The organism is Elioraea tepida (assembly GCF_019203965.1).
Taxonomy (GTDB): Bacteria; Pseudomonadota; Alphaproteobacteria; order Acetobacterales; family Acetobacteraceae; genus Elioraea_A; species Elioraea_A tepida.
Genome location: NZ_CP076448.1, coordinates 1,271,557 through 1,294,207 on the forward strand (window position 1 = coordinate 1,271,557; position 22,651 = coordinate 1,294,207).

20 protein-coding genes and 1 pseudogene are annotated in these 22,651 nt (G+C 71.4%); 13 read left to right on the plus strand and 8 right to left on the minus strand.

Annotated elements, in window-relative coordinates; all coding sequences use genetic code 11:
- The first annotated feature begins 74 nt into the window (after positions 1-74).
- Entirely contained in the window at positions 75-1,082 is a 1,008-nt protein-coding gene (locus KO353_RS06095) for a magnesium transporter CorA family protein (RefSeq protein ID WP_218286824.1), read from the plus strand.
- Positions 1,083-1,109: 27 nt separating this feature from the next.
- On the opposite strand, the gene KO353_RS06100 is transcribed toward KO353_RS06095, so the two are convergent.
- On the minus strand, positions 1,110-2,210 hold the full coding sequence (locus KO353_RS06100) for a M20/M25/M40 family metallo-hydrolase (protein WP_218286825.1): 1,101 nt from the start codon (positions 2,208-2,210) through the stop codon (positions 1,110-1,112).
- 66 nt (positions 2,211-2,276) lie between these two features.
- On the opposite strand from KO353_RS06100, the gene KO353_RS06105 reads away from it, so the two are divergent.
- From KO353_RS06105 to KO353_RS06115, 3 genes are all read left to right on the plus strand, one after another.
- On the plus strand, positions 2,277-3,431 hold the full coding sequence (locus KO353_RS06105; protein WP_218286826.1) for a pyridoxal-phosphate dependent enzyme: 1,155 nt from the start codon (positions 2,277-2,279) through the stop codon (positions 3,429-3,431).
- A gap of 4 nt (positions 3,432-3,435) precedes the next feature.
- Positions 3,436-5,004 (plus strand): M81 family metallopeptidase, encoded by a 1,569-nt coding sequence (locus KO353_RS06110; RefSeq protein ID WP_218286827.1) that lies wholly within the window; start codon positions 3,436-3,438, stop codon positions 5,002-5,004.
- A gap of 103 nt (positions 5,005-5,107) precedes the next feature.
- Positions 5,108-6,214: an alanine racemase gene (locus KO353_RS06115; protein WP_218286828.1), complete on the plus strand. Its 1,107-nt coding sequence runs from the start codon at positions 5,108-5,110 to the stop codon at positions 6,212-6,214.
- On the opposite strand, the gene KO353_RS06120 is transcribed toward KO353_RS06115, so the two are convergent.
- From KO353_RS06120 to KO353_RS06130, 3 genes are all read right to left on the minus strand, one after another.
- On the minus strand, positions 6,215-7,429 hold the full coding sequence (locus KO353_RS06120) for an MFS transporter (protein ID WP_218286829.1): 1,215 nt from the start codon (positions 7,427-7,429) through the stop codon (positions 6,215-6,217).
- 151 nt (positions 7,430-7,580) lie between these two features.
- Complete coding sequence (locus KO353_RS06125; RefSeq protein WP_218286830.1) at positions 7,581-8,084, minus strand: DUF2076 domain-containing protein; 504 nt, start codon at positions 8,082-8,084, stop codon at positions 7,581-7,583.
- A gap of 82 nt (positions 8,085-8,166) precedes the next feature.
- Positions 8,167-8,667, minus strand: coding sequence for a CoA-binding protein (locus KO353_RS06130; RefSeq protein WP_328774507.1), 501 nt, complete (start codon positions 8,665-8,667; stop codon positions 8,167-8,169).
- Positions 8,668-8,677: 10 nt separating this feature from the next.
- Between KO353_RS06130 and KO353_RS06135 the strand changes: the two genes are divergently transcribed.
- Complete coding sequence (locus tag KO353_RS06135; RefSeq protein ID WP_218286831.1) at positions 8,678-9,505, plus strand: S49 family peptidase; 828 nt, start codon at positions 8,678-8,680, stop codon at positions 9,503-9,505.
- Here KO353_RS06135 and ppsA read toward each other — a convergent pair.
- On the minus strand, positions 9,493-11,925 hold the full coding sequence (gene ppsA, locus KO353_RS06140; RefSeq protein WP_218286832.1) for a phosphoenolpyruvate synthase: 2,433 nt from the start codon (positions 11,923-11,925) through the stop codon (positions 9,493-9,495). The genes KO353_RS06135 and ppsA overlap by 13 nt on opposite strands.
- 125 nt (positions 11,926-12,050) lie before the next feature.
- Here ppsA and KO353_RS06145 point away from each other — a divergent pair, with 125 nt between their 5' ends.
- The 6 genes from KO353_RS06145 to ppdK are packed head-to-tail and all read left to right on the plus strand — an operon-like array spanning position 12,051 to position 18,815.
- A complete protein-coding gene (locus tag KO353_RS06145) occupies positions 12,051-12,389 on the plus strand; it encodes a hypothetical protein (RefSeq protein WP_218286833.1) in 339 nt (112 codons plus the stop codon).
- Between the two features lie 54 nt (positions 12,390-12,443).
- Positions 12,444-13,343, plus strand: a complete 900-nt coding sequence (locus tag KO353_RS06150; RefSeq protein ID WP_218287279.1) for a glycine--tRNA ligase subunit alpha — start codon at positions 12,444-12,446, stop codon at positions 13,341-13,343.
- Positions 13,340-13,651, plus strand: a complete 312-nt coding sequence (locus KO353_RS06155) for a type II toxin-antitoxin system VapB family antitoxin (RefSeq protein ID WP_328774508.1) — start codon at positions 13,340-13,342, stop codon at positions 13,649-13,651. Before KO353_RS06150 ends, KO353_RS06155 begins: the two co-directional genes overlap by 4 nt.
- Positions 13,648-14,037, plus strand: a complete 390-nt coding sequence (locus tag KO353_RS06160; RefSeq protein WP_218286834.1) for a type II toxin-antitoxin system VapC family toxin — start codon at positions 13,648-13,650, stop codon at positions 14,035-14,037. The genes KO353_RS06155 and KO353_RS06160 overlap by 4 nt, the downstream gene beginning before the upstream one ends.
- A gap of 3 nt (positions 14,038-14,040) precedes the next feature.
- The gene (gene glyS / locus KO353_RS06165; RefSeq protein WP_218286835.1) at positions 14,041-16,122 is read left to right on the plus strand and encodes a glycine--tRNA ligase subunit beta; all 2,082 of its coding nucleotides are present in this window, start codon (positions 14,041-14,043) and stop codon (positions 16,120-16,122) included.
- Between the two features lie 5 nt (positions 16,123-16,127).
- Entirely contained in the window at positions 16,128-18,815 is a 2,688-nt protein-coding gene (ppdK, locus tag KO353_RS06170) for a pyruvate, phosphate dikinase (protein ID WP_218286836.1), read from the plus strand.
- A 109-nt stretch (positions 18,816-18,924) separates the two neighbouring features.
- Here the strand turns inward: ppdK and KO353_RS06175 are convergent, their stop codons facing one another.
- From KO353_RS06175 to KO353_RS06185, 3 genes are all read right to left on the minus strand, one after another.
- Positions 18,925-19,752 carry a sterol desaturase family protein gene (locus tag KO353_RS06175; RefSeq protein WP_218286837.1) on the minus strand — a complete coding sequence of 276 codons (828 nt, stop codon included), beginning with the start codon at positions 19,750-19,752 and terminating at the stop codon, positions 18,925-18,927.
- A complete protein-coding gene (locus KO353_RS06180) occupies positions 19,749-20,195 on the minus strand; it encodes a helix-turn-helix domain-containing protein (RefSeq protein WP_218286838.1) in 447 nt (148 codons plus the stop codon). Before KO353_RS06180 ends, KO353_RS06175 begins: the two co-directional genes overlap by 4 nt.
- A 205-nt stretch (positions 20,196-20,400) precedes the next feature.
- Entirely contained in the window at positions 20,401-20,862 is a 462-nt protein-coding gene (locus KO353_RS06185) for a zinc-ribbon domain-containing protein (protein ID WP_218286839.1), read from the minus strand.
- A 193-nt stretch (positions 20,863-21,055) separates the two neighbouring features.
- Here KO353_RS06185 and KO353_RS06190 point away from each other — a divergent pair, with 193 nt between their 5' ends.
- Positions 21,056-22,018, plus strand: coding sequence for a Bug family tripartite tricarboxylate transporter substrate binding protein (locus tag KO353_RS06190; RefSeq protein WP_218286840.1), 963 nt, complete (start codon positions 21,056-21,058; stop codon positions 22,016-22,018).
- 282 nt (positions 22,019-22,300) lie between these two features.
- Positions 22,301-22,636 (plus strand): annotated as a pseudogene (locus tag KO353_RS16700) (SDR family NAD(P)-dependent oxidoreductase); the annotation flags it as partial.
- Positions 22,637-22,651 lie beyond the last annotated feature (15 nt).

Genomic DNA, 22,651 nt, shown 5'->3' on the forward strand with positions numbered 1-22,651 from the left:
TGACCCGCCGCGTCCAGCCCGGCGAGAACCAAGCGCCCCCGGGCTGCCGGCCCGGGCGGCAGGGGACGAGCGTGATGATCACCACCTATAGGGTCGAGGCCGGGCAGATGCGCGTGGGCGACCTGCTGCCGGTCCCGCCGGGGCCGGGAGAGGCCGCCGCGACTCCGTCCGCCCTGCCGATCTGGATCGACCTGATGCAGCCCACGCTCCAGGAGGAGCGGCTCGTCGAGCAGCTGATCGGTGTCGAGCTGCCGACGCGCGAGGAGATGCAGGAGATCGAGGCCTCCTCCCGGCTTTACCGCGAGGGCGACGTTCTGTTCATGACGGCGAACTTCCTCCATGGCGCCGACACCGGCGAGGTCGGCTCCACGCCGATCACCTTCGTGCTGACCACCCACTGCCTTGTCACGATCCGCCACGCCACGCCCAAGGCCTTCGGCGTGTTCGCCGCGCGCGCGGCCAAGAACCCCTCCCTCGCGAGCACGGCGGACGGGGTGATGCTCGGCCTGTTCGAACAGGTGGTCGACCGGCTCGCCGACATCCTCGAGCGCATCGGCGCCGACATGGACCGCACGAGCCAGGCCGCGTTCCGCGCCGCCCGGAGCAAGGAGGTCGCGTCGAAGAAGGAACAGGCGCTGAAGGAGGCGCTGATCGCCCTAGGCACGGTGGGTGAGATCACCGCCCGCACCTCCGACACGCTGCTTGGCCTCTCCCGAATCCTCGCCTTCATCGCTGCCGAGAGCGACAGCTGCATACGCCGCGAGAACAAGGGCAGGATCAAGACGCTCGCGCGCGACGTGCGCAGCCTGATGGACCACGGCAAGTTCCTCAACGACAAGGCCACCTTCCTGCTCGATGCCGTGCTCGGCATCATCAATATCGAGCAGTCGGCGATCATCAAGACCTTCTCGGTCGTCGCGGTGGTGTTCCTGCCGCCGACGCTTGTCGCCTCGATCTACGGCATGAACTTCGAGGTCATGCCGGAGCTGCAATGGACGCTCGGCTACCCCCTGGCACTCGGGCTGATGGTGTTCTCCGCCGTCGCCCCGCTCTGGTACTTCCGCCGCAAGGGCTGGCTCTGAATCGCCGCGAAGAGGGGCGCGTTCCGCTCAGAGCGCAGCGACGCGCTCGGCAAGCGCCACAAGCGTGGCCGGAGCCGCCTCGAGTTCGGCGAGCGCGATGCCCTCGCCAGGGCGATGCGCCTCCGAAACGTCGCCCGGGCCGAGCACGATGCAGGGGGCGATCGCCTGAAGCTCCACAGCATCGGTGCCGTAAGGCGCGGTGGTGGCGGGATGGCCGGTCACCGCCACCGCGGCGGCGACGAGCGGATGGTCCTCCGCGAGTTCGGGTGGTGTGCCTTCCCAGGCCTCCTCGAGCGTGATGCCGTGGCGCGAGGCCGCCTCGCGCACCGCTGCGACGATCGGCATCGGATCCACACGCCGGGAGTAGCGGAACTTGATGTGGGCGGTGGCGCGCGCCACCGTGACGTTCGCCGCCGTGCCGTGGTTGTCGATGACGATGTTGAAGTCGCTGAAGGGCGGCGAATAGGCCGGGTCCTGCCAGGCAGGGTCGGTGCGCAGCCGGTCATGCACCGGCAGGATGGCGTGCAGGAAGCGGATCAGCGCGAGATTGGCGTTCACACCCTCGCCGGTGGAGGAGTGCGCCTGCACGCCCAAGGCGGTCGCGGTGAACTGCACGTGCACGCGGTGCCCGCGCACGCAGCGCATCCCCGACGGCTCGACCACGACAATCCCCTTCGGCGCGGCACGTCGCGCGAGCGCGCTCTGCTCGGCGATCAGCCGCGCGCCCGCCTTCGTCGTCTCCTCGTCGAAGGTGAAGAGAAGTGTCACCGGCAGCCCCTCCGGAGCGGCTTTGGCGGCGGCGATGCTCGCCGCGAGCGGCCCCTTCATGTCGCAGGCGCCAAGGCCCTCGAGCCGCCCGTCGCGGATCGAGGGGGACCACGGGTCGGTCGTCCAGCCGGTGGCGGGAACCGTGTCCATGTGGGCGCTGAACGCCACCCCGGGCCGCATCGGCCCGCGATGCGCGACGAGGGCGCGCTTCGCCACCCCTGCCGGGTCGGTGAAGTCGAGCCGCTCAATCTCGAAGCCCCCAAGCTCGGCCTCGATCCGGTCGGCGACAGCCCGGTTCGACTGGCTCGAGCGGCTGTCAAGCGCAACGAGATCGCGCGCGAGTGCGACGACGTCCGTCATGGTTCGATCCCCTCACCTCGCCCGAGCCTTGCAAGCGGCGGCCGCTTGGGCAAGCCTTCGCCGCCCATGCCCGCCCCGACCTCGATCTCCCCGCGCTACCTCGATCCAAGATCCGGGCGGACCTGGCCGGTCGACCCGCCGCGCTGGCGCGCCGATGACGGGGCGCCGCTGATGCTCACCCCGATGCCCGGGATCACGCGGCGCGAGATCGCAAGCGGCACGCGAAGCCTCTGGCGCTATCGCCGCGCCCTGCCGGTTGCGGACGATGTCGAACCGGTCAGCCTCGGCGAGGGCTGCACGCCGCTGATCGTGCGCGAGGTCGCCGGCGCGCGCGCGCATCTCAAGCTCGAGTGGTTCGCCCCCACCGGCAGCTTCAAGGACCGCGGCGCCTCGGTGATGCTCACGGCGCTGCGCGCGCAAGGGGTCACCGCCGTGCTCGAGGACAGCTCCGGCAATGGCGGTGCGGCGATCGCGGCGTACGCGGCGGCGGCTGGAATGGCGGCGACGATCCTCGTCCCCGCCTCGACGTCGCCCGCGAAGATCGTGCAGATGAAGGCCGCCGGCGCGACGATCGAGCTCGTCCCCGGCACGCGGCAGGACTGTGCCGAGGCCGCCCTCGCCCGCGCCGAAACGATCTTCTACGCGAGCCACAACTGGCACCCGTTCTTCCTGCAGGGAACGAAGACGCTCGCCTACGAGCTGTGGGAAGACCTCGGCTTCCGCGCGCCCGACAACGTGATCATCCCCTGCGGCGCAGGCTCGAACGTGCTCGGCTGCGACCTCGGCTTCGGCGAACTGCTGCGTGCAGGCGAGATCGACCGCCTGCCGCGCCTGTTCGCCGTGCAGCCGGCGAATGTCGCGCCGATCGCGGCCGCCTTCGCCGCCGGCTCGGATGCGCCGGTTCCCTGCACGATCGCATCCACCATCGCCGAGGGAACCGCGATCGCACATCCGATACGCCTCGCCGAGGTGCTCGGGGCGATCCGGCGCTCGGGCGGCGCGGCGGTCACGGTGACGGAAGCCGAGATCGAGGCCGCCCTGTTCGCTCTTGCCCGCAGCGGCCTCTATGTCGAGCCGACCTGCGCGACCACCGCCGCTGCCTTCGCCAACCTGCTCCTTGACGGAACGATCGGCCCTGAGGAGACCACGGTTCTCGTGCTCACCGGCACGGGGCTCAAGGCGACGCAGCGGATCGCGGCGCTGATGGGGATGGAGGTCTGAGAGCATGGCCAAGGGGCCGCCGCCGCGCATCGCCGTGCTCGGCTTCTCGATCGAGTGCAACGCCTTCGCCCCGCCGGCCACACGGGCGGATTTCGAGGCCTCTGTGTGGCTCGAACGCGACGCGATCACGGCGGATGCGCGCTCCGCCACACCGGTGGCACTGCCCGAGACGGCGGGTTTCTACGCCGCGATGGACGCGACCGGCCCCTGGCAGCCTGTGCCGATCCTGCTTGCGATGGCCGAGCCGAACGGGCCGGTCGAGGAGCCGCTGTTCGCTGAAATGATGGCGATCTGGCGCAAGGGGCTCGAGGCGGCGAGGCCGCTCGACGGCGTCTACCTCTGCCTGCATGGAGCGGGGCTGACCACCGCCCGCGAGGACCCGGACGGGGATCTCTGCGCGATGGTGCGCTCGGTCGTCGGCCCGGACGTGCCGATCGTCGCGACCCTCGACCTGCACGCCAACGTCTCCGAGGCGATGGTCGCGAACCCCGATGTCTTGGTCGGCTACCGCACCAATCCGCACATCGACATGCGCGAGCGCGGCGAGGAGGCAGCGGTTCACCTGCGCGCGCTCTTGCGCGGCACGCGCACCGTCCGGCGCTTCATCCGCCTGCCGATCGTTCCGCCGACGACGACGATGCTCACCGGCCCCGACGCGACCGACCGTCCTTTCGGCGAGATGATCGATCTCGGCCAGAGGCGTGCCGCCGAGAGCGATTGTGCCGGGCGGATCATGAACGTCTCTGTGATGGGCGGTTTCGCCTACTCCGACACGTCGAAGAACGGGCTTGCCGTCGTCGTCACCGCGCGCGAGGGAGACGCAGAGGAGGCAGAGGCGCTCGCCGTCGAGATCGCCGAGCTCGGCTGGACGAACCGCGAGCGCTTCCGCCCGCGGCTCACAAGCCTCGAGGACGCAACCGCGCTCGCCCTTGCGACCGGCGCCGATCCGGGGAAGCCCGCCCAGTGCTTCGCCGATGTCGCCGACAATCCGGGCGGGGGCGGACGCGGCAACACGATGTGGGTCATCGAGGCCTTCCTCAAGGCGGGCGTTCAGGACGCGCTCGTCGGCCTCATCAACGACGCCCCGCTCGCGGCCGAGGCGCACCGGCTCGGCCTCGGCGCGCGCTTCACCGCCCGGTTCAACACCGCGGAGACCAACACGTTCTCGAAGCCGCTCGAGGCGGAGGCCGAGGTGGTCGCGCTCGGAGACGGTCACGTGGTCGGACGGCGCGGCATCTTCGCCGGCCGCGAGATGCGGCTCGGGCCTTCGGCAGCGCTTCGTGTGGCGGGGCTCACCATCGTCGTCGTCTCCAACCGCACGCAGTGCGCCGACCCTGCCTTCTTCGAGATGCTCGGCCTCGACATCCGCGCGGCGCGGTCGGTGGTGGTGAAGTCGCGCGGGCATTTCCGCGCCGGCTTCGACGAGTTCTTCGGCAATGACCGGATCACCGAGGTGGACGCGCCGGGCCTCACCTCGCCGATCCTCTCCCGCTTCACCTGGAAGCGCCTGCCGCGGCCGGTGATCCCGCTCGACGAGAACGTCACCTGGTCGCCGGCCGACCTGCGCCTCTGAGCCGTGCCGCGCCACGCTCGAACGCGCCGGCAAACCAGAACCGGAACGATCTGACGATGCCCCACCTCGCGCTCCCCCCCACCCGCGAGCTCTGCCGGCCCTGATGCGGATCGCGGACCTCCCCACGCCGTCGCTTCTGCTCGATCTGCCGAAGCTCCGGCGCAACCTCGCGGCCATGGCCACGGCTGCGGCGCGGCACGGCGTGTCGCTCCGCCCCCATCTCAAGACGGCGAAGTCGGTCGAGGTCGCGCGCCTTGCGACCGAGGGCCAAGCGGGCGGCATCACCGTCAGCACGCTCGCCGAAGCCCGCGCCTTCGCCGAGGCCGGGTTCCGCGACCAGATCTACGCCGTCGGCATCACGCCGCAGAAGCTCGACGCGGTCGCCTCACTGAACGCCCGCGGGGCCGACGTGAAGGTGATCACCGATGACCTCGACGTCGCCGAGGCGATCGCCGCGCACCCGGGCCGCCTGGGCGCGCTGATCGAGGTGGATGCCGGCGAGCACCGCGGCGGGATTGCGCCGGATGACGCGCGCCTTGTCGCCATCGCGCAACGGCTTGGGACGCGCTTCGCCGGGCTCCTCGCCCACGCTGGCCATTCCTGTGCGGGGCGGAGCGTGGCCGAGCTCGCGGCGATCGCGGAGGCCGAGCGCGCGGGGCTGGTCGCGGCGGCCGCGCGCGTGCGCGCCGCGGGGCTTGAGGTGCCGATCGTCTCGATGGGCTCCTCGCCCACAGCGCTGCATGCGGAACGACTTGAGGGCATCACCGAGCTCCGCGCCGGCGTCTACATGTTCGGCGATCTGCTGCAGTGCCAGATCCACACCAGCGCGCTCGAGCACATCGCCGTCTCGGTACTCGCCTCGGTGATCGGGCGTCGCCCGGAACAGAACCGCCTCCTTCTCGATGCCGGCGCGCTCGCCCTCTCGAAGGACCGCAGCACCGAAGCCGCACCGGAAGACTACGGCTTCGGCCTCGTGGTCGATCTCGAGGGCCGGCCGAGCCTCGGCAGGGCGATCATCCGCCGCACCTGGCAGGAGCATGCCGTGGTCGAAAGCGACCGGCCGCTGCCCTTCGAGCGCCTGCCCGTCGGGGCGAAGCTGCGCGTCCTGCCGAACCATGCCTGCCTGACCGCTGCTGCCTATCCGGCCTATCATGTGCTCGATGGTGGCGACGAGGTGGTCGCCGTCTGGCAGCGGGTGAACTACTGGTAGTCAGCGTGCTGGTGCGGCGGCGTCGCGCGCGGCCTGCGCCGTTCCGGCCGCGAGCACGGCCCCGGCAAGGCAGAGGGCGGAGGCGACGAGGCTCAGCCCGGGCAGGCCGAGATCGATGAGCGCGCCGAGCGGGGCGGGGACGATCGCCTGGCCGAGCGGCAGCCCGGCCGAGACGAAGCCGAACACCTGGCCCGCAGTTCCCGGGGGGGCGGCCTTGCGCACCAGCATGTCGCGCGCGGGCATCAGCACGCCGAGCATCACGCCGGCGATCGCCGCAGTGGCAACCAGCCCGAGCGCCCCCATCGGCAGGAGGCCGAGCGAGGCGACGAGCGCCGCACAGCCGACGAGCATCACCCCGACCGTCGCGGCGTGGCGGCTCGTGCGGTCGGCGAGCCAGCCGCCCGCGAGCGTTCCTGCGGTGCTGCCCAGAAGCCAGGCGGTCAGCGCCGTCGCAGCGGCCGGCACGCTCACCCCGTGCACGAGCGGCAGGACCGTGACGAGGAAGGTCTGCACGCCGGAGCCGCCCATGGCGAGAAGCGTCATGAAGGCGAACAGGAGCAGGATCGGCCGTGCCGTGAGCACGGTGACGGGGCTGCTTGCCGCGCCCTCCCGGCGCGCCCTCTCGCTCCTGAGGGCCGGCGCGAACCATAGAAGCGCCGCCGCCACGGGCAGGCAAAGCAGCCCGACCACGATCAGCGCCCCACGCCAGCCGACCAGCGCCTCGAGGCCGATCGCAACCGCAGGCGCTGCCGCGAACCCGGCATAGCCCGAAGCCGTGTGCAGCGAGAAGGCCCGCCCCATGCGGTTCTGGCTCACGGAGCCCGAGAGGATCGCGTAGTCGGCCGGGTGGATGGTCGCATTGCCGAGCCCGGAGACGAGGGCGGCGGCGATGAAGATCCACCAGCCCGGCGCCAGGCCCATGGCGATGCTCGCAAGCCCCATCAGCGCGGTGCCGCCGGCGAGCCACGGCGCCGCGCCGGTTCGGTCGATCCAGACGCCGATCGGCGTCTGCCCGAGAGCGGTGACGGCGGAGAGCAGCGCGACCGCGCCGCCAAGCGTCGCATAGGAGACGCCGAGGTCCTCCCGGATCATCGGGAAGAGCGGCGGGATCGCGAGAATGGTGAAGTGGCTGATGAAGTGCGCCGCGCCGATCAGCGCGATCACCACGGCATCGGCCGAGGCTGGCTTCGGCGGCTCGTCGGTCGCGGCGCGCATCCCCCGAGCCTAAGGCAGATCGCCGCGGCCGGAAATCAGCCGACGGCGTGAGAACGATCACGCAGACCGGCCGGAGCAGGACCGAGGCGTGGAGCCCACCCCCCGGCCGGGGTGCGCGCGGAGGAAGCTTTCCCCCGCCGCCGCCCTCCCGTCAGAGAAGCTCGTCCTCGTCGAACACGGCACTGTCGAAGCCCGAGGGCTCCGGCAGTTCGGTGGGCGGCTCCGCCGCCTGGGCGGCCCCGCCGAGCCCGAGCATCGAGGCAAGAGCGCTGCCGAGCAGGATTCCACCCATCACGCCTATGGCGGTGCTCGCGGCCGTGCCGAGGAAGCCGGGGCGGCCCTGGTCGAACAGCCCAGGCCGGTAGCCCGGAGCATGCACAGGCGCCGGCGGCACGCTCTGGCCGGCGCCGAACAGGCCGCCGAACAGCCCCTTCGGCTGGTTCGCCTGGTGCTCGAGCTCGGCGATCCGGTTCCGCGCCTCGGCAAGCGCGTGCTCCTGGAAGAAGGCAAGCTGCGTGATCCGGTAACGCGCCTCCGGGTGCTTCTCGAACAGCTCCTTGAGCAGCGCATCGGCTTCGGGGTCGATGGTCTCGCCGCCGGCCTGCACCGTGCGGGTGACGAAGTTCGTGATCAGATCGCGTTCCTCGTTCGTCATGCCTGCTCTCCCTGCATGTGCGCCCGAGGTGGCCCGTGCCGTGGCACCGTTCAAGCGGCCTTGGGCGTTCGTCACACACGCGTCATCGGAGCGGGCCGAGGACGCCGAGGCGTGGCCCTTCGATCGCTGGGCAGCGGTCCATCACCACGTCGAGGCCGGCTGAGCGGGCGCGGGCGGCGGCGGCAGGATCGACCACGCCGAGCTGCATCCACACCGCGCGTGCGCCGCGCGCGATCGCCTCGTCCACAACCGCCCCTGCCTCCTCGCTGCGTCGGAAGATGTCGACGAGGTCGATCCGCCCCAGCACGTCGGCGAGCGAGGGGAAGACGGTGTGGCCTGCGATCGCCTCGCCCGCGAGAAGGGGATTGACGGGAACGACCTCCCAGCCGCGGGCAAGCAGCCAGAGCATGACCCGGTGCGAGGGGCGGTCGGGCTTCGCCGAGGCGCCGACGAGCGCGATCCGCCGCGCGGTCGAGAGGATGCGGCGGATGGTGGCGTCGTCGTTGCCGTCGTGCATGGTCGGCCTGTAGCCGATCGCGCCCTGGAGCGGAACTCGCCTTGTCGTCCGGCGCCGCGTCGGCATCTATGCCGCCATGGCAGGGCTCTCTCTTCCCGGGCTTCTCACCCGCTCGCCCGTCGTCGGCGTGATCCGGCTTGCCGGGCTGATCTCCCCGCCGGGGGGCTTACGCACCGGCGCGCTCTCGCTCGAAACCATGGCCGAGCCGATCGCGCGCGCCTTCGAGGTGCGGCGGCTCGCCGAGGTGGCGCTTGCGATCAACAGCCCTGGCGGCTCGCCCGTGCAGTCGAGCCTGATCGCCCAGCGGATCCGCGCGCTCGCCGAAGAGAAGAAGGTGCGTGTGACAAGCTTCGTGCAGGACGTCGGCGCCTCGGGGGGCTATTGGCTCGCCTGCGCGGGCGACGAGATCCTCTGCGACGAGAGCTCGATCCTCGGCTCGATCGGCGTCGTCTCGGCCGGGTTCGGCTTCGCCCGCGCGCTTGCCCGGATCGGCGTCGAGCGGCGCGTCTACACGGCCGGGGCGCGCAAGATGCTGCTCGACCCCTTCGGCCCGGAGCGGGAGGAGGAGGTCGCACGGCTGCGCGCGGTCCAGGCCGACATCCACGAGAGCTTCAAGGCCTGGGTGCGCTCCCGCCGGGGCGACCGTCTCAGGGCATCGGAGGAGGAGCTGTTCTCGGGCGAGTTCTGGACCGGCCGTCGCGCCGTCGCCCTCGGGCTTGCCGACGGCATCGGCGAGCTGCGGGCGACGATGCGGGAGCGTCACGGGGAGAAGGTGCGGTTCGCGGTGTTCGGCGCGCCGCGCCGTCCGTTCTGGACACGTTTGTTTCCAGGGTCGGACAGTCTTGCCCAGGCCGCCGCCGACATCATCGCCGAGCGCGCCGCCTTCGCCCGCTACGGGCTCTGAAGGGAAGCGGCCGCGCCAGCGCCTCCGCCCTGGCGCGCCTCGGCTTCCGCCACGGCTTGGGCGGCGGCGACGAAACCGTCTGGGTTGAGCGAGATCGAGTCGATCCCGCAGTCGACGAGGAAGGCGGCGAAGTCCGGGTGGTTCGAGGGCGCCTCGCCGCAGAGGCCGACCTTCACGCCGGCCTTGTGGGCGCGCCGGATCACATCCGCGATCATTGCCTTCACCGCCGGGTCGCGCTCGTCGAACAGCCCGCGCAGCTCCGCCGAGTCGCGATCCACGCCGAGCACGAGCTGGGTGAGGTCGTTCGAGCCGATCGAGAACCCGTCGAAGCGCTTGGCGAACTCCTCGGCGAGGATCACGTTCGAGGGGATCTCGCACATCATGTAGATCTGAAGCCCCCCCTCGCCGCGCCTCAGCCCCTCCTCTGCCATCAGCGCGAGCACGCGGTCCGCCTCGGCCGGGGTGCGGCAGAAGGGGACCATCAGGATGATGTTGTCGAGGCCGATCTCCTCGCGCGCCATCCGCATCGCGCGGCACTCGAGCGCGAAGCCCTCGCGGTAGCGGGCGGAGTAGTAGCGTGCCGCACCGCGCAGCCCGAGCATCGGGTTCTCCTCCTCGGGCTCGAAGGCCGCCCCGCCGACAAGATGGGCGTATTCGTTGCTCTTGAAATCGGAGAGGCGGACGATCACGGGCTTCGGGTGGAACGGGGCGGCGATGCGCGCGACTCCGCGCGCGAGTGTCGAGACGAAATACGCGGCCTTGTCCGGCCAGCCGCGCGCGAGCCTCGCGATCTCGGCCTTGGCGGAACGATCCGTTAGCGTGTCGAAATGGAGAAGCGCCATCGGGTGGGCGCGCACTACGGCGGAGATGATGAACTCCATCCGCGCGAGCCCCACCCCCTTCGCGGGCAGCCTCCAGGCGCGCAGGGCCGAGGCGGGGGTTGCGATGTTCAGCATCAGCGCCGTGCGCGTGCGGGGGATCGCGCCGAGGTCGAGCTCCGTCGCCTCGAAGGGGATCGCCCCCTGATAGACCCGCCCCTCGTCGCCTTCGGCGCAGGAGACGGTGACGATCTCGCCGTCCGCGAGCGTCGTCGTCGCCGCCCCGGTGCCGACCACCGCCGGCAGGCCGAGCTCGCGGCTGACGATCGCGGCATGGCTTGTCGCCCCGCCCTGGTCGGTCACGATCGCGGCGGCCTTCTTCATCAGCGGCACCCAGTCCGGGTCGGTCGCCTCCGCGACCAGAACCGCGCCTTCAGGGAAGTCCTCGCTCGCCGCCGGGTCGCGCACGAGCCGCGCGGGGCCGGAGGCGATCGCCTCTCCGACCGCGGCGCCGCGCAGGAGCACCCGCCCCTTGCCCTTCAGACGCCAGGTCTTCAGCGTCGCGCCGCTGCGCGCCGAGTGGACCGTCTCCGGCCGCGCCTGGACGATCGCGAGCGCTCCCGTCACCCCGTCCTTCGCCCACTCGATGTCCATCGGCCGCCCGTAGTGCCGCTCGATCGCCACCCCCCAGCGGGCGAGGGTGAGGATCTCGGCATCGTCGAGAACGAAGCGGTTGCGCTCGCGTGCGGTGGTCTCGACCGTCGCGGTTCGGGCCGAGCCGCCCTCGGCAAGCACCATCTTCACCCGCTTCTCGCCGCAGCGCTTATCGAGGATGGGGGTCTTCGCCGGGTCGGCGAGCGGCGGCTTGAAGACGAGATAGCGGTCAGGGTTCACCGCCCCCTGAACGATCGGCTCGCCGAGGCCCCAGTTGGCGGAGATCACGACGACGCCCGGGAAGCCGCTCTCCGTGTCGAGGGTGAACATGATCCCTGCGGCCCCGCGATCGGCCCGGACCATCACCTGCACGCCGACCGAGAGCGCCACCTTCTCGTGCGCGAAGCCCTGAAGCTCGCGGTAGCTGATGGCGCGATCGGTGTAGAGAGAGGCGAAGCAGTGCCGGCAGGCCTCGAGCAGGGCGCGGGCGCCGACGACGTTGAGGAAGGTCTCCTGCTGGCCGGCGAAGGAAGCGGTGGGCAGGTCCTCTGCGGTGGCGGAGGAGCGGACGGCGACGGCGGGCTCGGGCGTGCCCACCCGTTCGCCGAGCCGGCGATAGGCGTCGGCGATCGCGCGAGCGGTGGCCTCGGGGAACTGGCCGTCAAGGAACAGACGGCGTATCGCCGCGCCGGTCTCGGCAAGGCTCGCCCGGCCCGCGTGGAAGGCCTCGAGCCGTTCGGCAAGGCGTGGCCCGATTCCGTTGGCGGCGACATAGTCGCGGAACGCCGCAGCGGTGGTGGCGAAGCCAGGCGGCACCGCTACCCCGGCGGCGGAGAGGGACCGAATCATCTCGCCAAGCGAGGCGTTCTTACCGCCGACGCGAGCGACGTCGGCAGCACCGACCTCATCGAACCAGAGCACGGGGTGATCAGGCAGCGTATTGGGCATCGGACGGTCCTCCTCAAGCATCAGAGCATGCCGCCCGCCCGGCCGGCCTTGATCTGGCGCATGGGGTGGCGCTTGCGGCGGTGCAGCGTCGCGCCTAGACAGGCGCGGCAACCTGAGGAGACGCCGTGATCCGAATCCTCCTGCTCGGCCTCGTGCTCGCCGGTGTCTGGTATCTTTACCGGATGGTGACGCAGCAGGGCGCCAAGGCCGGCACGCCGGCGACTCCCGCGACGGAGGACGGCACGGCGAGCCCGGCTTCCGGAGATGGGGAGGCGCAGCCGGAGGCCGAGGCAGCGTCGTCTCCCGAGCCCGCGGCGCCCGAGCAGCCGGCTGAGGCGCAAGAGATGCTCGAGTGCCCGCTCTGCCACGCCTATGTGCCGGAGGGCGCGCGTGACGGCTGCGGCCGGCCCGACTGCCCGATCCCCCTCATCGCGGCGGACCGCCCTGGCCCCGGGGGGACGTGAGCGATGCCCGCAGAACCTGCGTCAGACCGTTCCGCTGCCGAGGCGGCCCGGGTGATGCCAGCCGGAGCGTCTCCCGTGCGCGAGCCGCCGGCGAGCTTCCAGGAGGTGATCCTCCGCCTCTCCGAGTTCTGGGCGCGGCAGGGCTGCGTGATCCTGCAACCCTATGACATGGAAATGGGTGCGGGCACCTTCCACCCGGCGACGACTCTGCGCGCGCTCGGGCCCCGGCCCTGGCGCGCGGCCTATGTCCAGCCCTCGCGCCGGCCCTCGGATGGGCGCTACGGCGAGAACCCCAACCGTCTGCAGCACTACTACCAGTTCCAGGTGATCCTGAAGCCGTCGCCCGAGGACACCCAGGGCCTCTATCTCCGCAGCCTCGCCGAGCTCGGCATCGACCCGCTCCTGCACGACATACGCTTCGTCGAGGACGACTGGGAGAGCCCGACCCTCGGCGCCTGGGGCCTTGGGTGGGAGGTCTGGTGCGACGGCATGGAGGTGACGCAGTTCACCTATTTCCAGCAGGTGGGCGGCATCGCCTGCGAGGTGCCCTCGGCCGAGCTCACCTACGGGCTCGAGCGCCTTGCGATGTACATCCTCGGCGTCGAGAACGTGTTCGAGCTGCCGTTCAACCGCCCCGATGCCGCCACGCCGCTGACATATGGCGACGTTTTCCTGCGCGCCGAACGCGAGTTCAGCGCCCACAACTTCGAGCATGCCGACACGGATGTGCTCTTGCGCCACTTCGAGGACGCCGAGCGGGAATGCGCGCGGCTCCTTGCTGCGGGGCTCGCGCTTCCGGCCTACGACCAATGCATCAAGGCGTCGCACCGGTTCAACCTGCTCGATGCGCGTGGGGTGATCTCGGTGGCAGAACGGGCGGCCTACATCGCCCGGGTGCGGGCGCTCGCGAAGGCCTGCTGCGAGGCTTGGCTCGCCGGGGAGCGTGCGGCATGACCGGCTGCATCGCTTCTACCATTGAAGGGTGGTATTCTACCGACGCGATGGCACGGCAGCTCAACATCAAGTCCGAGGAGGCCTATCGCCTCGCTTCGGAGCTCGCTGCGCTGAAGGGGGAGAGCCTGACGCAGGCAGTGACGGCGGCGCTGCGCGAGCGGCTTGCGCGGGAGAGACAGAGGGCGACACGCGAAGAGCGGCTCGCGCGGATCCTCGAGCACGCAGCGGTGGTGCGGGCGAATGTCGCTCCGGGGACGAGCTCCGAGAGCGACAAGGACCTCTACAACGAGGACGGGCTTCCGACGTGATCGTCGACACCTCCGCCCTGCTCGCCATCCTTCTGGGCGAGGAGGAGGCCGCGCGCTTCGCCTCCGCCATCCTCGACGCCCCGAGCGCCGGAATCTCGGTCGCGAACGTCCTCGAGACGGCGATCGTTCTGGAGCGGCGCGGCAACGCGCTGGCGCGCAGCCGGCTCGATCCGCTGGTTGCCGATCTCGGCCTCGCCTTCCTGCCCGTCACCGTCGCCCAGATGCACCGCGCCCGCGCCGCCTTCACTCGGTTCGGCAAGGGCCGCCATCCCGCCGGCCTCAACTTCGGCGACTGCTTCGCCTATGCGCTCGCCGAGGAGACGGGCGAGCCGCTCCTGTTCAAGGGCGAGGACTTCGCGCGGACGGACATCGCCCGCGCGCTCTAGCCCATGCCCGACCTCCTGCTCGAACTCTTCTCCGAGGAGATCCCGGCGCGGATGCAGGCAGAGGCCGCGGCGTCGCTCGCGAAGGGTGTCGCCGAGGCGCTCGCGCCGCTCAACGCCCGCAACCTACGCCCGTTCTGGGGCCCCCGCCGGATCGGGCTCGCGGCCACCCTCGACGCTGCGACCGAAGCACGCCGGGTGACGGAGCGTGGCCCGCGCGTCACCGCCCCCGAGGCCGCGCTCGCCGGTTTCCTGCGCAAGCACGGTGCGACGCGCGAGGCGCTGCGCGAGGAGGGAGGCTACTGGGTGCTTGAGACGGCGACGGAGGCGGTCCCCGCCGAGGTCCTCGTCGCGGACGCGCTGCCGGGCGTGATCCGTCGCCTCCCTTGGCCGAAGTCGATGCGCTGGGGCAACGGCAGCATGTTCGCCTGGGTGCGGCCGCTCAGGCGCATCCTCTGCACGCTCGACGGCGCCCCGTGCCCCTTCGCGCTCGCCCAAACCGGCGACGACGCGCACGGCCTCGTCGCCTCCACCCTGACCGAGGGCCATCGCTTCCACGCGCCCGGGCCTGTCAGCGTCGGCGGGGTCGACGACTATGTCGCGCAACTCCGCGCCCATCGCGTGATCGTCGATGCCGCGGAACGGCGTTCGGTGATCGCCCAAGGGATCGCGGCTCTCGCGGCGTCGGTCGGCTGCACCGTCGCCGACGACCCCGCCCTGCTCGACGAGGTGACGGGCCTCGTCGAGTGGCCGGTGCCGCTGCTCGGCCGGATCGATCAGGCGTTCATGGACCTTCCCGCCCGCGTGCGCCAGGTGACCATGCGGGCGAACCAGAGATATTTCACCCTGCTCGAGGCCGACGGCTCGGCCGCCCCCTGGTTCGTCGTGGTCGCCAACATCGAGGCAGCCGATGGCGGGGCGGCGATCGTCGCCGGCAACGAGCGCGTGCTTCGGGCGCGGCTTGCTGATGCGCGCTTCTTCTGGGACCAGGACCGCAAGCAGAGGCTCGACAGCCGGCTGCCGAAGCTCGAGGCGGTGACGTTCCACGCCCGCCTCGGCACGCAAGGCGCGCGGGTGCTCAGGCTCATGCGGCTTGCGGGCGTGGTCGCGCCGCTCGTAGGGGCGGAGGTCGCCACCGCCGAGCGGGCAGCGCTTCTCGCCAAGGCCGATCTCGTCACCGGAATGGTCGGCGAGTTCCCCGAGCTCCAGGGCTACATGGGCGCGCGCTACGCCGCCCATGACGGCGAGGACGAGGCGGTCGCGCGCGCGATCGAGGAGCATTACGCGCCGCTCGGGCAGGGGGATTCGGTTCCCACCCACCCCGTCAGCGTCACCGTCGCGCTTGCGGATCGTCTCGACACGCTCGCCGGCTTCTTCGCGATCGGCGAGAAGCCGACCGGCTCGGGCGACCCGTTCGCGCTGCGCCGCGCCGCTCTCGGCCTCATCCGGCTTGTGCGGGAAAACGGGCTCAGGCTCGATCTGCGCGCTCTGGTCGCGGAAGCTGTGCGGGGTGTTGCAGGCGCGCTCGGCCTCGGGGCGGCTGATCAGGCCCGGGTCGTGGAAGAAGTCTTTGCCTTCCTCGTCGAGCGGCTGCGGGTGCAGCTCCGCGCCGAGGGGAGACGGCACGATGTGGTGGCGGCGACTCTCGCCCAGGCCGCCGCGGAAGGCGATCTCGTGCGCCTGCTCGCACGCGCCGACGCGCTCGCCGCCCTGCTCGGCACGGAGGACGGCCAGAACCTGCTCACCGCCTACAAGCGCGCGAGCAATATCCTTCGGATCGAGGAGCGGAAGGACGGCCGGAGCCATGCCGGGCCGCCCGACCCCGCCCTTCTGCGCGCGCCTCAGGAAATCGCTCTCGCCGAAGCGCTCGATGCCGCCGAGCCGGAGATCGAGGCGCGCCTTGCGGCCGAGGACTTCGCCGGGGCGATGGCGTCGATGGGGCGGCTGCGCGCGCCCGTTGATGCCTTCTTCGACGCGGTGACCGTCAACGCGACGGAAACCGATCTCCGTGCTAATCGGTTGCGGCTGCTCGCGCGCATCCGGTCGGTCACCGCCCGGGTCGCCGACTTCTCGCTGCTCGAAGGGTGAGGGCCATGAACGTCACCACAGCGACCAAGTGGGTCTATGCGTTCGGCGCCGGTCGCAACGAGGGCGGGGCGGGGATGCGCGACCTGCTCGGCGGCAAGGGAGCGAACCTCGCCGAGATGGCCGCGATCGGGCTGCCCGTGCCGCCCGGTTTCACGATCACCACCGAGGTCTGCACCGCGTTCTACGCCAACGGCCGGTCCTATCCGGCGGGGCTCGAGGGGCAGGTCCGCGAGGCGCTCGCCGGCCTCGAGGCGGCAACGGGGTTCCGTTTCGGCGACCCGGCGAATCCGCTGCTCGTCTCCGTCCGCTCCGGCGCCCGCGTCTCGATGCCCGGGATGATGGACACGGTGCTCAATCTCGGCCTCAACGACGCGACCGTCGCCGGGCTTGCCGCCAAGTCGGGCGATGCGCGCTTCGCTTGGGACAGCTACCGCCGGTTCATCCAGATGTTCGGCAGCGTGGTGCTCGATGTCGACCATCACCGCTTCGAGGAGATCATCGACGAGGTCAAGCGCGAGCGCCTGGTGACGGAGGACACCGCGCTCACCGCCCAAGACTGGATGCGCGTGGTGGAGGGGTACAAGCGCGTGGTCGAGGAGGCGACCGGCAGGCCCTTCCCGCAGGACCCGTGGGAGCAGCTCTGGGCCGCGGTCGGCGCGGTGTTCGGCTCGTGGATGAACCAGCGTGCCATCACCTACCGGCGCCTGCACGACATCCCCTCGGAGTGGGGCACGGCGGTGAACGTGCAGGCCATGGTGTTCGGCAACATGGGCGATGACTGCGCGACCGGCGTGTGCTTCACGCGCGACCCCTCGACGGGAGCGAACATCCTCTACGGCGAGTTTCTGGTGAACGCCCAAGGCGAGGACGTGGTGGCCGGCATACGCACGCCGCAGCCGCTCTCGAAGGCGGCGGCCAAGCCCGGCGAGGTGTCGATGGAGGAGGCGATGCCGGAGGTGTTCGCCGAGCTCCTCCGCGTGCGCAAGGTGCTCGAGGAGCACTACCGCGACATGCAGGACATCGAGTTCACCGTGCAGCAGGGCCGCCTCTACATGTTGCAGACACGCAACGGCAAGCGCACGGCGGCGGCGGCGCTGCGAATCGCGGTCGACATGGCCGAGGAGGGGCTGATCACGCGCGAGGAGGCGATCCGGCGCGTCAACCCCGCCTCGCTCGACCAGCTCCTGCACCCGACACTCGATCCGTCCGCGAAACGAACCTTTCTCGGCAAGGGCCTGCCCGCAAGCCCGGGCGCCGCCTCGGGCGTGGTCGTCTTCTCCGCCGAGGAGGCAGAGGCGCGCGCGCAGAAAGGCGAGAGCGTGATCCTCGTCCGCATCGAAACAAGCCCCGAGGACATCGCGGGCATGCACGCCGCCCGCGGCATCCTCACCACCCGCGGCGGCATGACGAGCCACGCCGCCGTGGTGGCGCGCGGCATGGGCCGCCCCTGCGTGGTCGGAGCAGGGGGGATCGCGGTCGACTACGCCGCGCAGACCCTCGCGGCGTCGGGCCACGTGGTGCGCGCGGGCGAGACGATCACCATCGATGGGGCGACGGGAGAGGTCTTCCTCGGCTCGGTGCCGATGATCGAGCCGAAGCTCTCGGGCGAGTTCGCCACCCTGATGGCCTGGGCGGACTCGATCCGCACGCTCAGGGTGCGCACCAACGCAGAGACGCCGCTCGATGCCGAGACGGCGCGGAAATTCGGCGCCGAGGGGATCGGCCTCTGCCGCACCGAGCACATGTTCTTCGAGGCCGAGCGGATCCTCGCCGTGCGGGAGATGATCATGGCGTCCGACGAGGCGGGGCGTCGGCGGGCGATCGCCAAGCTCCTGCCCTACCAGCGCCGGGACTTCGTCGATCTCTTCCGCATCATGGCGGGCCTGCCGGTGACCATACGCCTGCTCGACCCGCCCTTGCACGAGTTCCTGCCCCACGCGCCGGAGGAGATCGCCGAGGTCGCCGCCGCGATCGGCACCGATGCGGAGGCGATGAGCCGACGCGTGGCCGACCTTTCGGAGGCGAACCCGATGCTCGGCCATCGCGGCTGCCGGCTCGGCATCTCCTATCCCGAGATCTACGAAATGCAGGCGCGCGCCATCTTCGAGGCCGCGCTCGAGATCGCGGCCGAAGCCGGAGCGGCGCCGATCCCCGAGATCATGATCCCGCTTGTCGGCATGCGGAAGGAGCTCGAGATCACCCGCGCCCTGGTCGAGCGCACGGCGGAGGCCGTGTTCGCCGAGAAGGGGGCGCGCGTCGACTACTCGGTCGGCACAATGATCGAGCTGCCGCGCGCCGCGCTCACCGCCGACCGGATCGCCGAGGTCGCGGATTTCTTCTCCTTCGGAACGAACGACCTGACCCAGACCGTGTTCGGCCTCTCGCGCGACGACGCGGGCAAGTTCCTGCCCACCTATCTCGAGCAGGGGATCCTCGCGAAGGACCCGTTCGTCTCGCTTGATCGGGAAGGGGTGGGCGAGATGGTGCGGATCGCGGTCGAGAAGGGGCGGCGTGCCAAGCGCACGCTCAAGCTCGGCATCTGCGGCGAGCACGGGGGCGACCCGGCCTCGATCGCCTTCTGCCAGGAGGCGGGGCTCGACTACGTCTCCTGCTCGCCCTACCGCGTGCCGGTGGCGCGGCTTGCCGCCGCCCAGGCGGCGCTCGGCGCTGCGTCGGTCGACCGAACGGCCTGAACACTGGGGGAGAGCTCCCGCCGCGTCTGTAGGATCGGCAGGTCGCGCCGCTCGTCGCGCCTCGCCCGGCCGGTTCCGGCAATCCAGACCGGCAGCCGCAGCCTGAGGCTCACTCCGCCGCAAGCGGTCGGCGCTCCGCCTCCCGGAAGGGCTGGGTCAGCATCCGGTCGAGGCGGAGCTCGGCAGGGTCGCGGAACGTCTCGAGCCCAATCGTGAACCCCTCCTGCCCGGCCGCCGGCTCGGCCCGGTAGGTGCCGAACAGGCGGTCCCACACCGAGAGGCAGAAGCCGAAATTGCTGTCGGTCTCCTCCTTCAGCGCGCTGTGGTGAACGCGGTGCATGTCGGGTGTGACGATCACCCGCCGCAGTGCCGCATCGACAGGCGCGGGCAGGCGCACATTGCCGTGGCTGAACATCGCGGCCGCGTTGAGCAGAACCTCGAACAGCAGCACCCCGAGCGCCGGCGCCCCGAGCGCCACCACGACCGCGATCTTGATCAGCATCGAGAGCAGGATCTCGATCGGGTGGAAGCGCAGGCCCGTCGTGACGTCGAACTCCGTGTCGGCATGGTGCACCCGGTGCAGGCGCCACAGCGCGGGCACGGCGTGGAACAGTCGGTGCTGGGCCCAAATCGCGAGGTCGAGCACAAGGATTCCGAGCGGCACGGCAACCGGGGCCGGAACGTCGGCGAGATGGAACAGCCCGACCCCGCGCGCCTCGGCCCAGAGCGCGGCGCCGACCGCCCCTGCCGGGAACAGCACCCGAACGACCAGGCTGTCGAGCACGACAAGGCCGAGATTGTGCGGCCAGCGCTCGCCACGGCCGCGCGCCTGGGCGCGGAACGGGCGGCGGAGCTCCCAGGCCGCCATCGCGATCAGAACGGCGACGAAGGCGCCGAGCCGCAACAGCGGCTCCGGAAGGCCGAAGGCGGTGATCATCCGGGGCGGGGCGGCTCGTCCCGTCGCGCCTCTGCCTCGGCGAGCGCCCGCGCCATCTGAGACAGCGCGAGCTGGTGCCGCTCGTTGCTGATCTGGGCGAAGTTCCGCGCGACCTCGAGCCACAGACGCTGCCGCTGCGTCAGCGGCGCCGGCTCCTGGTCGGAATCGAGTCCGTCAAAGAACCAGCTGATCGGCACGCCGAGTGCGTGGGCGATCTCGTAGAGCCTGCCGGCGGCGATCCGGTTCAGACCGCGTTCGTATTTGTGCGCCTGCTGGTAGGTGACGCCGATCGCCTCCGCGAGCTCCTGCTGCGACAGGCCGAGCATCAGGCGGCGTTCGCGTATCCGCGCGCCGACATGCCGGTCAATCGCGCCGGGCTTGGGCGTGTGGCGACGGCCTTCCTGCGGGACGCGACCGGGCTCTCTTCGAGACACCCTACGCATGGCCCCCTCCGAGGGTCGTGGTGGGGACGGGGTGACCCCGCCCCGTTGGCTCCACATAAGACCCCAAACCGTGCCGGAATGCGCGCCGCGCGAGAGAACAATCGCGTGAGCGCGCCTGCCGCGTTCACCGCTGCCGAGCGAAGTCGTGATCAGTCAATCGCTTGACCGGTGTTCGCGGCTGCAGCGCACGCGCCTTGCGGAGCCGTCAGGAACGCAGCCCGAGGGCGAGATAGAGGCGCTCGCTCGGCGGCCAGGCGGCGATCACCGCCTCGCGATAGGCATAGGCGCCCCAACCTGCCACCGCGAGCAGAACAACCGTGGCGACCCAGCCGATGAGGGCGGCCGCGGCAAGCGACCGGGGGCGCGGCGCCCGGTCGTCCTCACCTGCCGCCCGCGCCTCCTCTGCCGGCGGCGCGGATGGGCGTTCGGCGCGGCCCGGATCCGGACGCGGCGAGTGTGGCGAAGGCGGAGGACCGCCGAGGTCGGTGGCTCCGGGGCGGACCGGCGGCTCCGGCCACGGCACCGGCGTCTCGGGGGCGATGACCGCAGCGCTTCGGGCGAGCCAGACCGTGCCGCACCGTGCGCAGCGGACGTTCTTCCCGGAGGGGCCGATCACCCCCTCGGCGACCTCGTAGCGCGCAGCGCAGTTCGGGCAGACGATCAGCATCCGGTCCGGCTCCTCAAGCTGCGACTCGGTTCGGTACAGGCGCTCCCCTGCCGCACCATTCCCGTCCGGGCCCAAGCGCGCAAGGGCGCTGCCGCGGCGTCGTCGCGCGCGCTTTGACAACCCCGTTCGGGGCGGCATGCTGAGCACCCGCGATCGCAGCTCGCCAGGAAAACAGACAGAGGACACGCCGAGGATGACCGCACGCCTAAGCCGCGCCGCAGCCGCACTTCTCCTCGCGCTTTCCGCCGCCCTGCCGGCGGCGGCGCAGGAGCCGCTTCGCCTGATCGTCTGCGCTCCCGCCGGCTCGACGGTGGACATCACCGCCCGCCTCTGGGCCGAGGCGCTGAAGGACCGGCTCGGCCAGCCTGTGGTGGTCGAGCCGCGCGCGGGAGCAGGCGGCATGGTGGGGGTCGAGGCCGTCGCCCGGGCCCGGCCTGACGGGCTGACGGCGCTCGTCTGCTTCCCGGGAAGCTTCACCATGCGGCCGCATCTCGGCCAGCCGATGCCGGTCGATCCGAACACGGCGCTCACGCCGGTCGCTCTGCTCGCGACAGCCCCCTTCGTGTTCGCCGCCGATGCGCGGCTCGGCCGGACGCTGCCCGAGTTCATTGCGCGCGCGAAGGCCCCGGGGGCCGACCTCTCCTATGCCTCGGTCGGCAACGGCAGCCTCGCCCATCTAGGCATGGAACTCTTTAAGGCCCGAACCGGGGTGGCGATGGTGCACGTGCCCTATCGCGGCAGCCCCGAGGCGGTCGCCGACATGCTCGCCGGACGGATCGCCGCCTTCATCACCCCGCTCTCCGCCGTCGCCGGCCACATCGAGGCGGGGCGGATCGCTGCCCTGTTCACCACCGGCCCCGCGCGCCTGCCGCAGCTCCCGGCGGTGCCGACAGCGCGCGAGGCGGGGTTGCCGGACCTCACGGTGGTGACCTGGCACGGGCTGTTCCTTCCCGCCGCCACGCCGGAGGCGGCTGTGGCGCGGCTGTCGCAGGCCGTGCTCGCCGCCGCGCGGGAGGACCAGGCGCTCCGCGACGGCCTCGCCCGCGCCGGCTCCGACCTTCCCGTCACGACGCCAGCGGAGGCCAAGGCGCATATCGCCGCGGAGAGTGCCATCTGGGCGCGCGTGATCGCCGAAGCGGGGATCAAGGCGGACTGAGCTTGCCCGCCGCAGAGCCGGCTGCTCCGGCTCCGGGGTGCGGCATCTGAGGCGCGACCGAAGGCGATCGGCACGTGCGAACCGGGAGGTTCGTTCGGGAGGAGCCGAATACCTCTCGATGAAACGCCAAAGGAGCCGCCCGTCTCTCGCGCCCAGCCTCGGATCGTCGCCCAATCGGTGCTCCGCCCGTGATCCGGTCGGATCGCGGCGAGCAAGGCCGCGCCCCCTTGCCCTCGCGTGCGTGATCGGCTGGCATCGCGCCGCACACAAGGGGGCCGAGGCATGGACCTTCACCTGCGCGGGCGGACCGCGCTGATCTCCGGCGGATCGAAAGGGATCGGCCGCGCCGCCGCCGAGAGCCTGGCAGCGGAGGGGTGCGACCTCGTGCTGGTCTCGCGCACCCTCGCCACGCTCGAGGAGACGGCGGTGGCGATCCGCGCCCGCCACCAGGTGTCCGTGCGCGTCCGTGCCGCTGACCTCTCCGTCCAAGGCGCGGCGGAGGACCTCTCCGCGCAGTTCCCCGATGTCGACATCCTGGTCAACAACGCCGGCGCCATCCCCGGCGGGTCGCTCGCCCAGGTGGACGGCACCACCTGGCGGCAGGCCTGGCAGCTGAAGGTGTTCAGCTACATC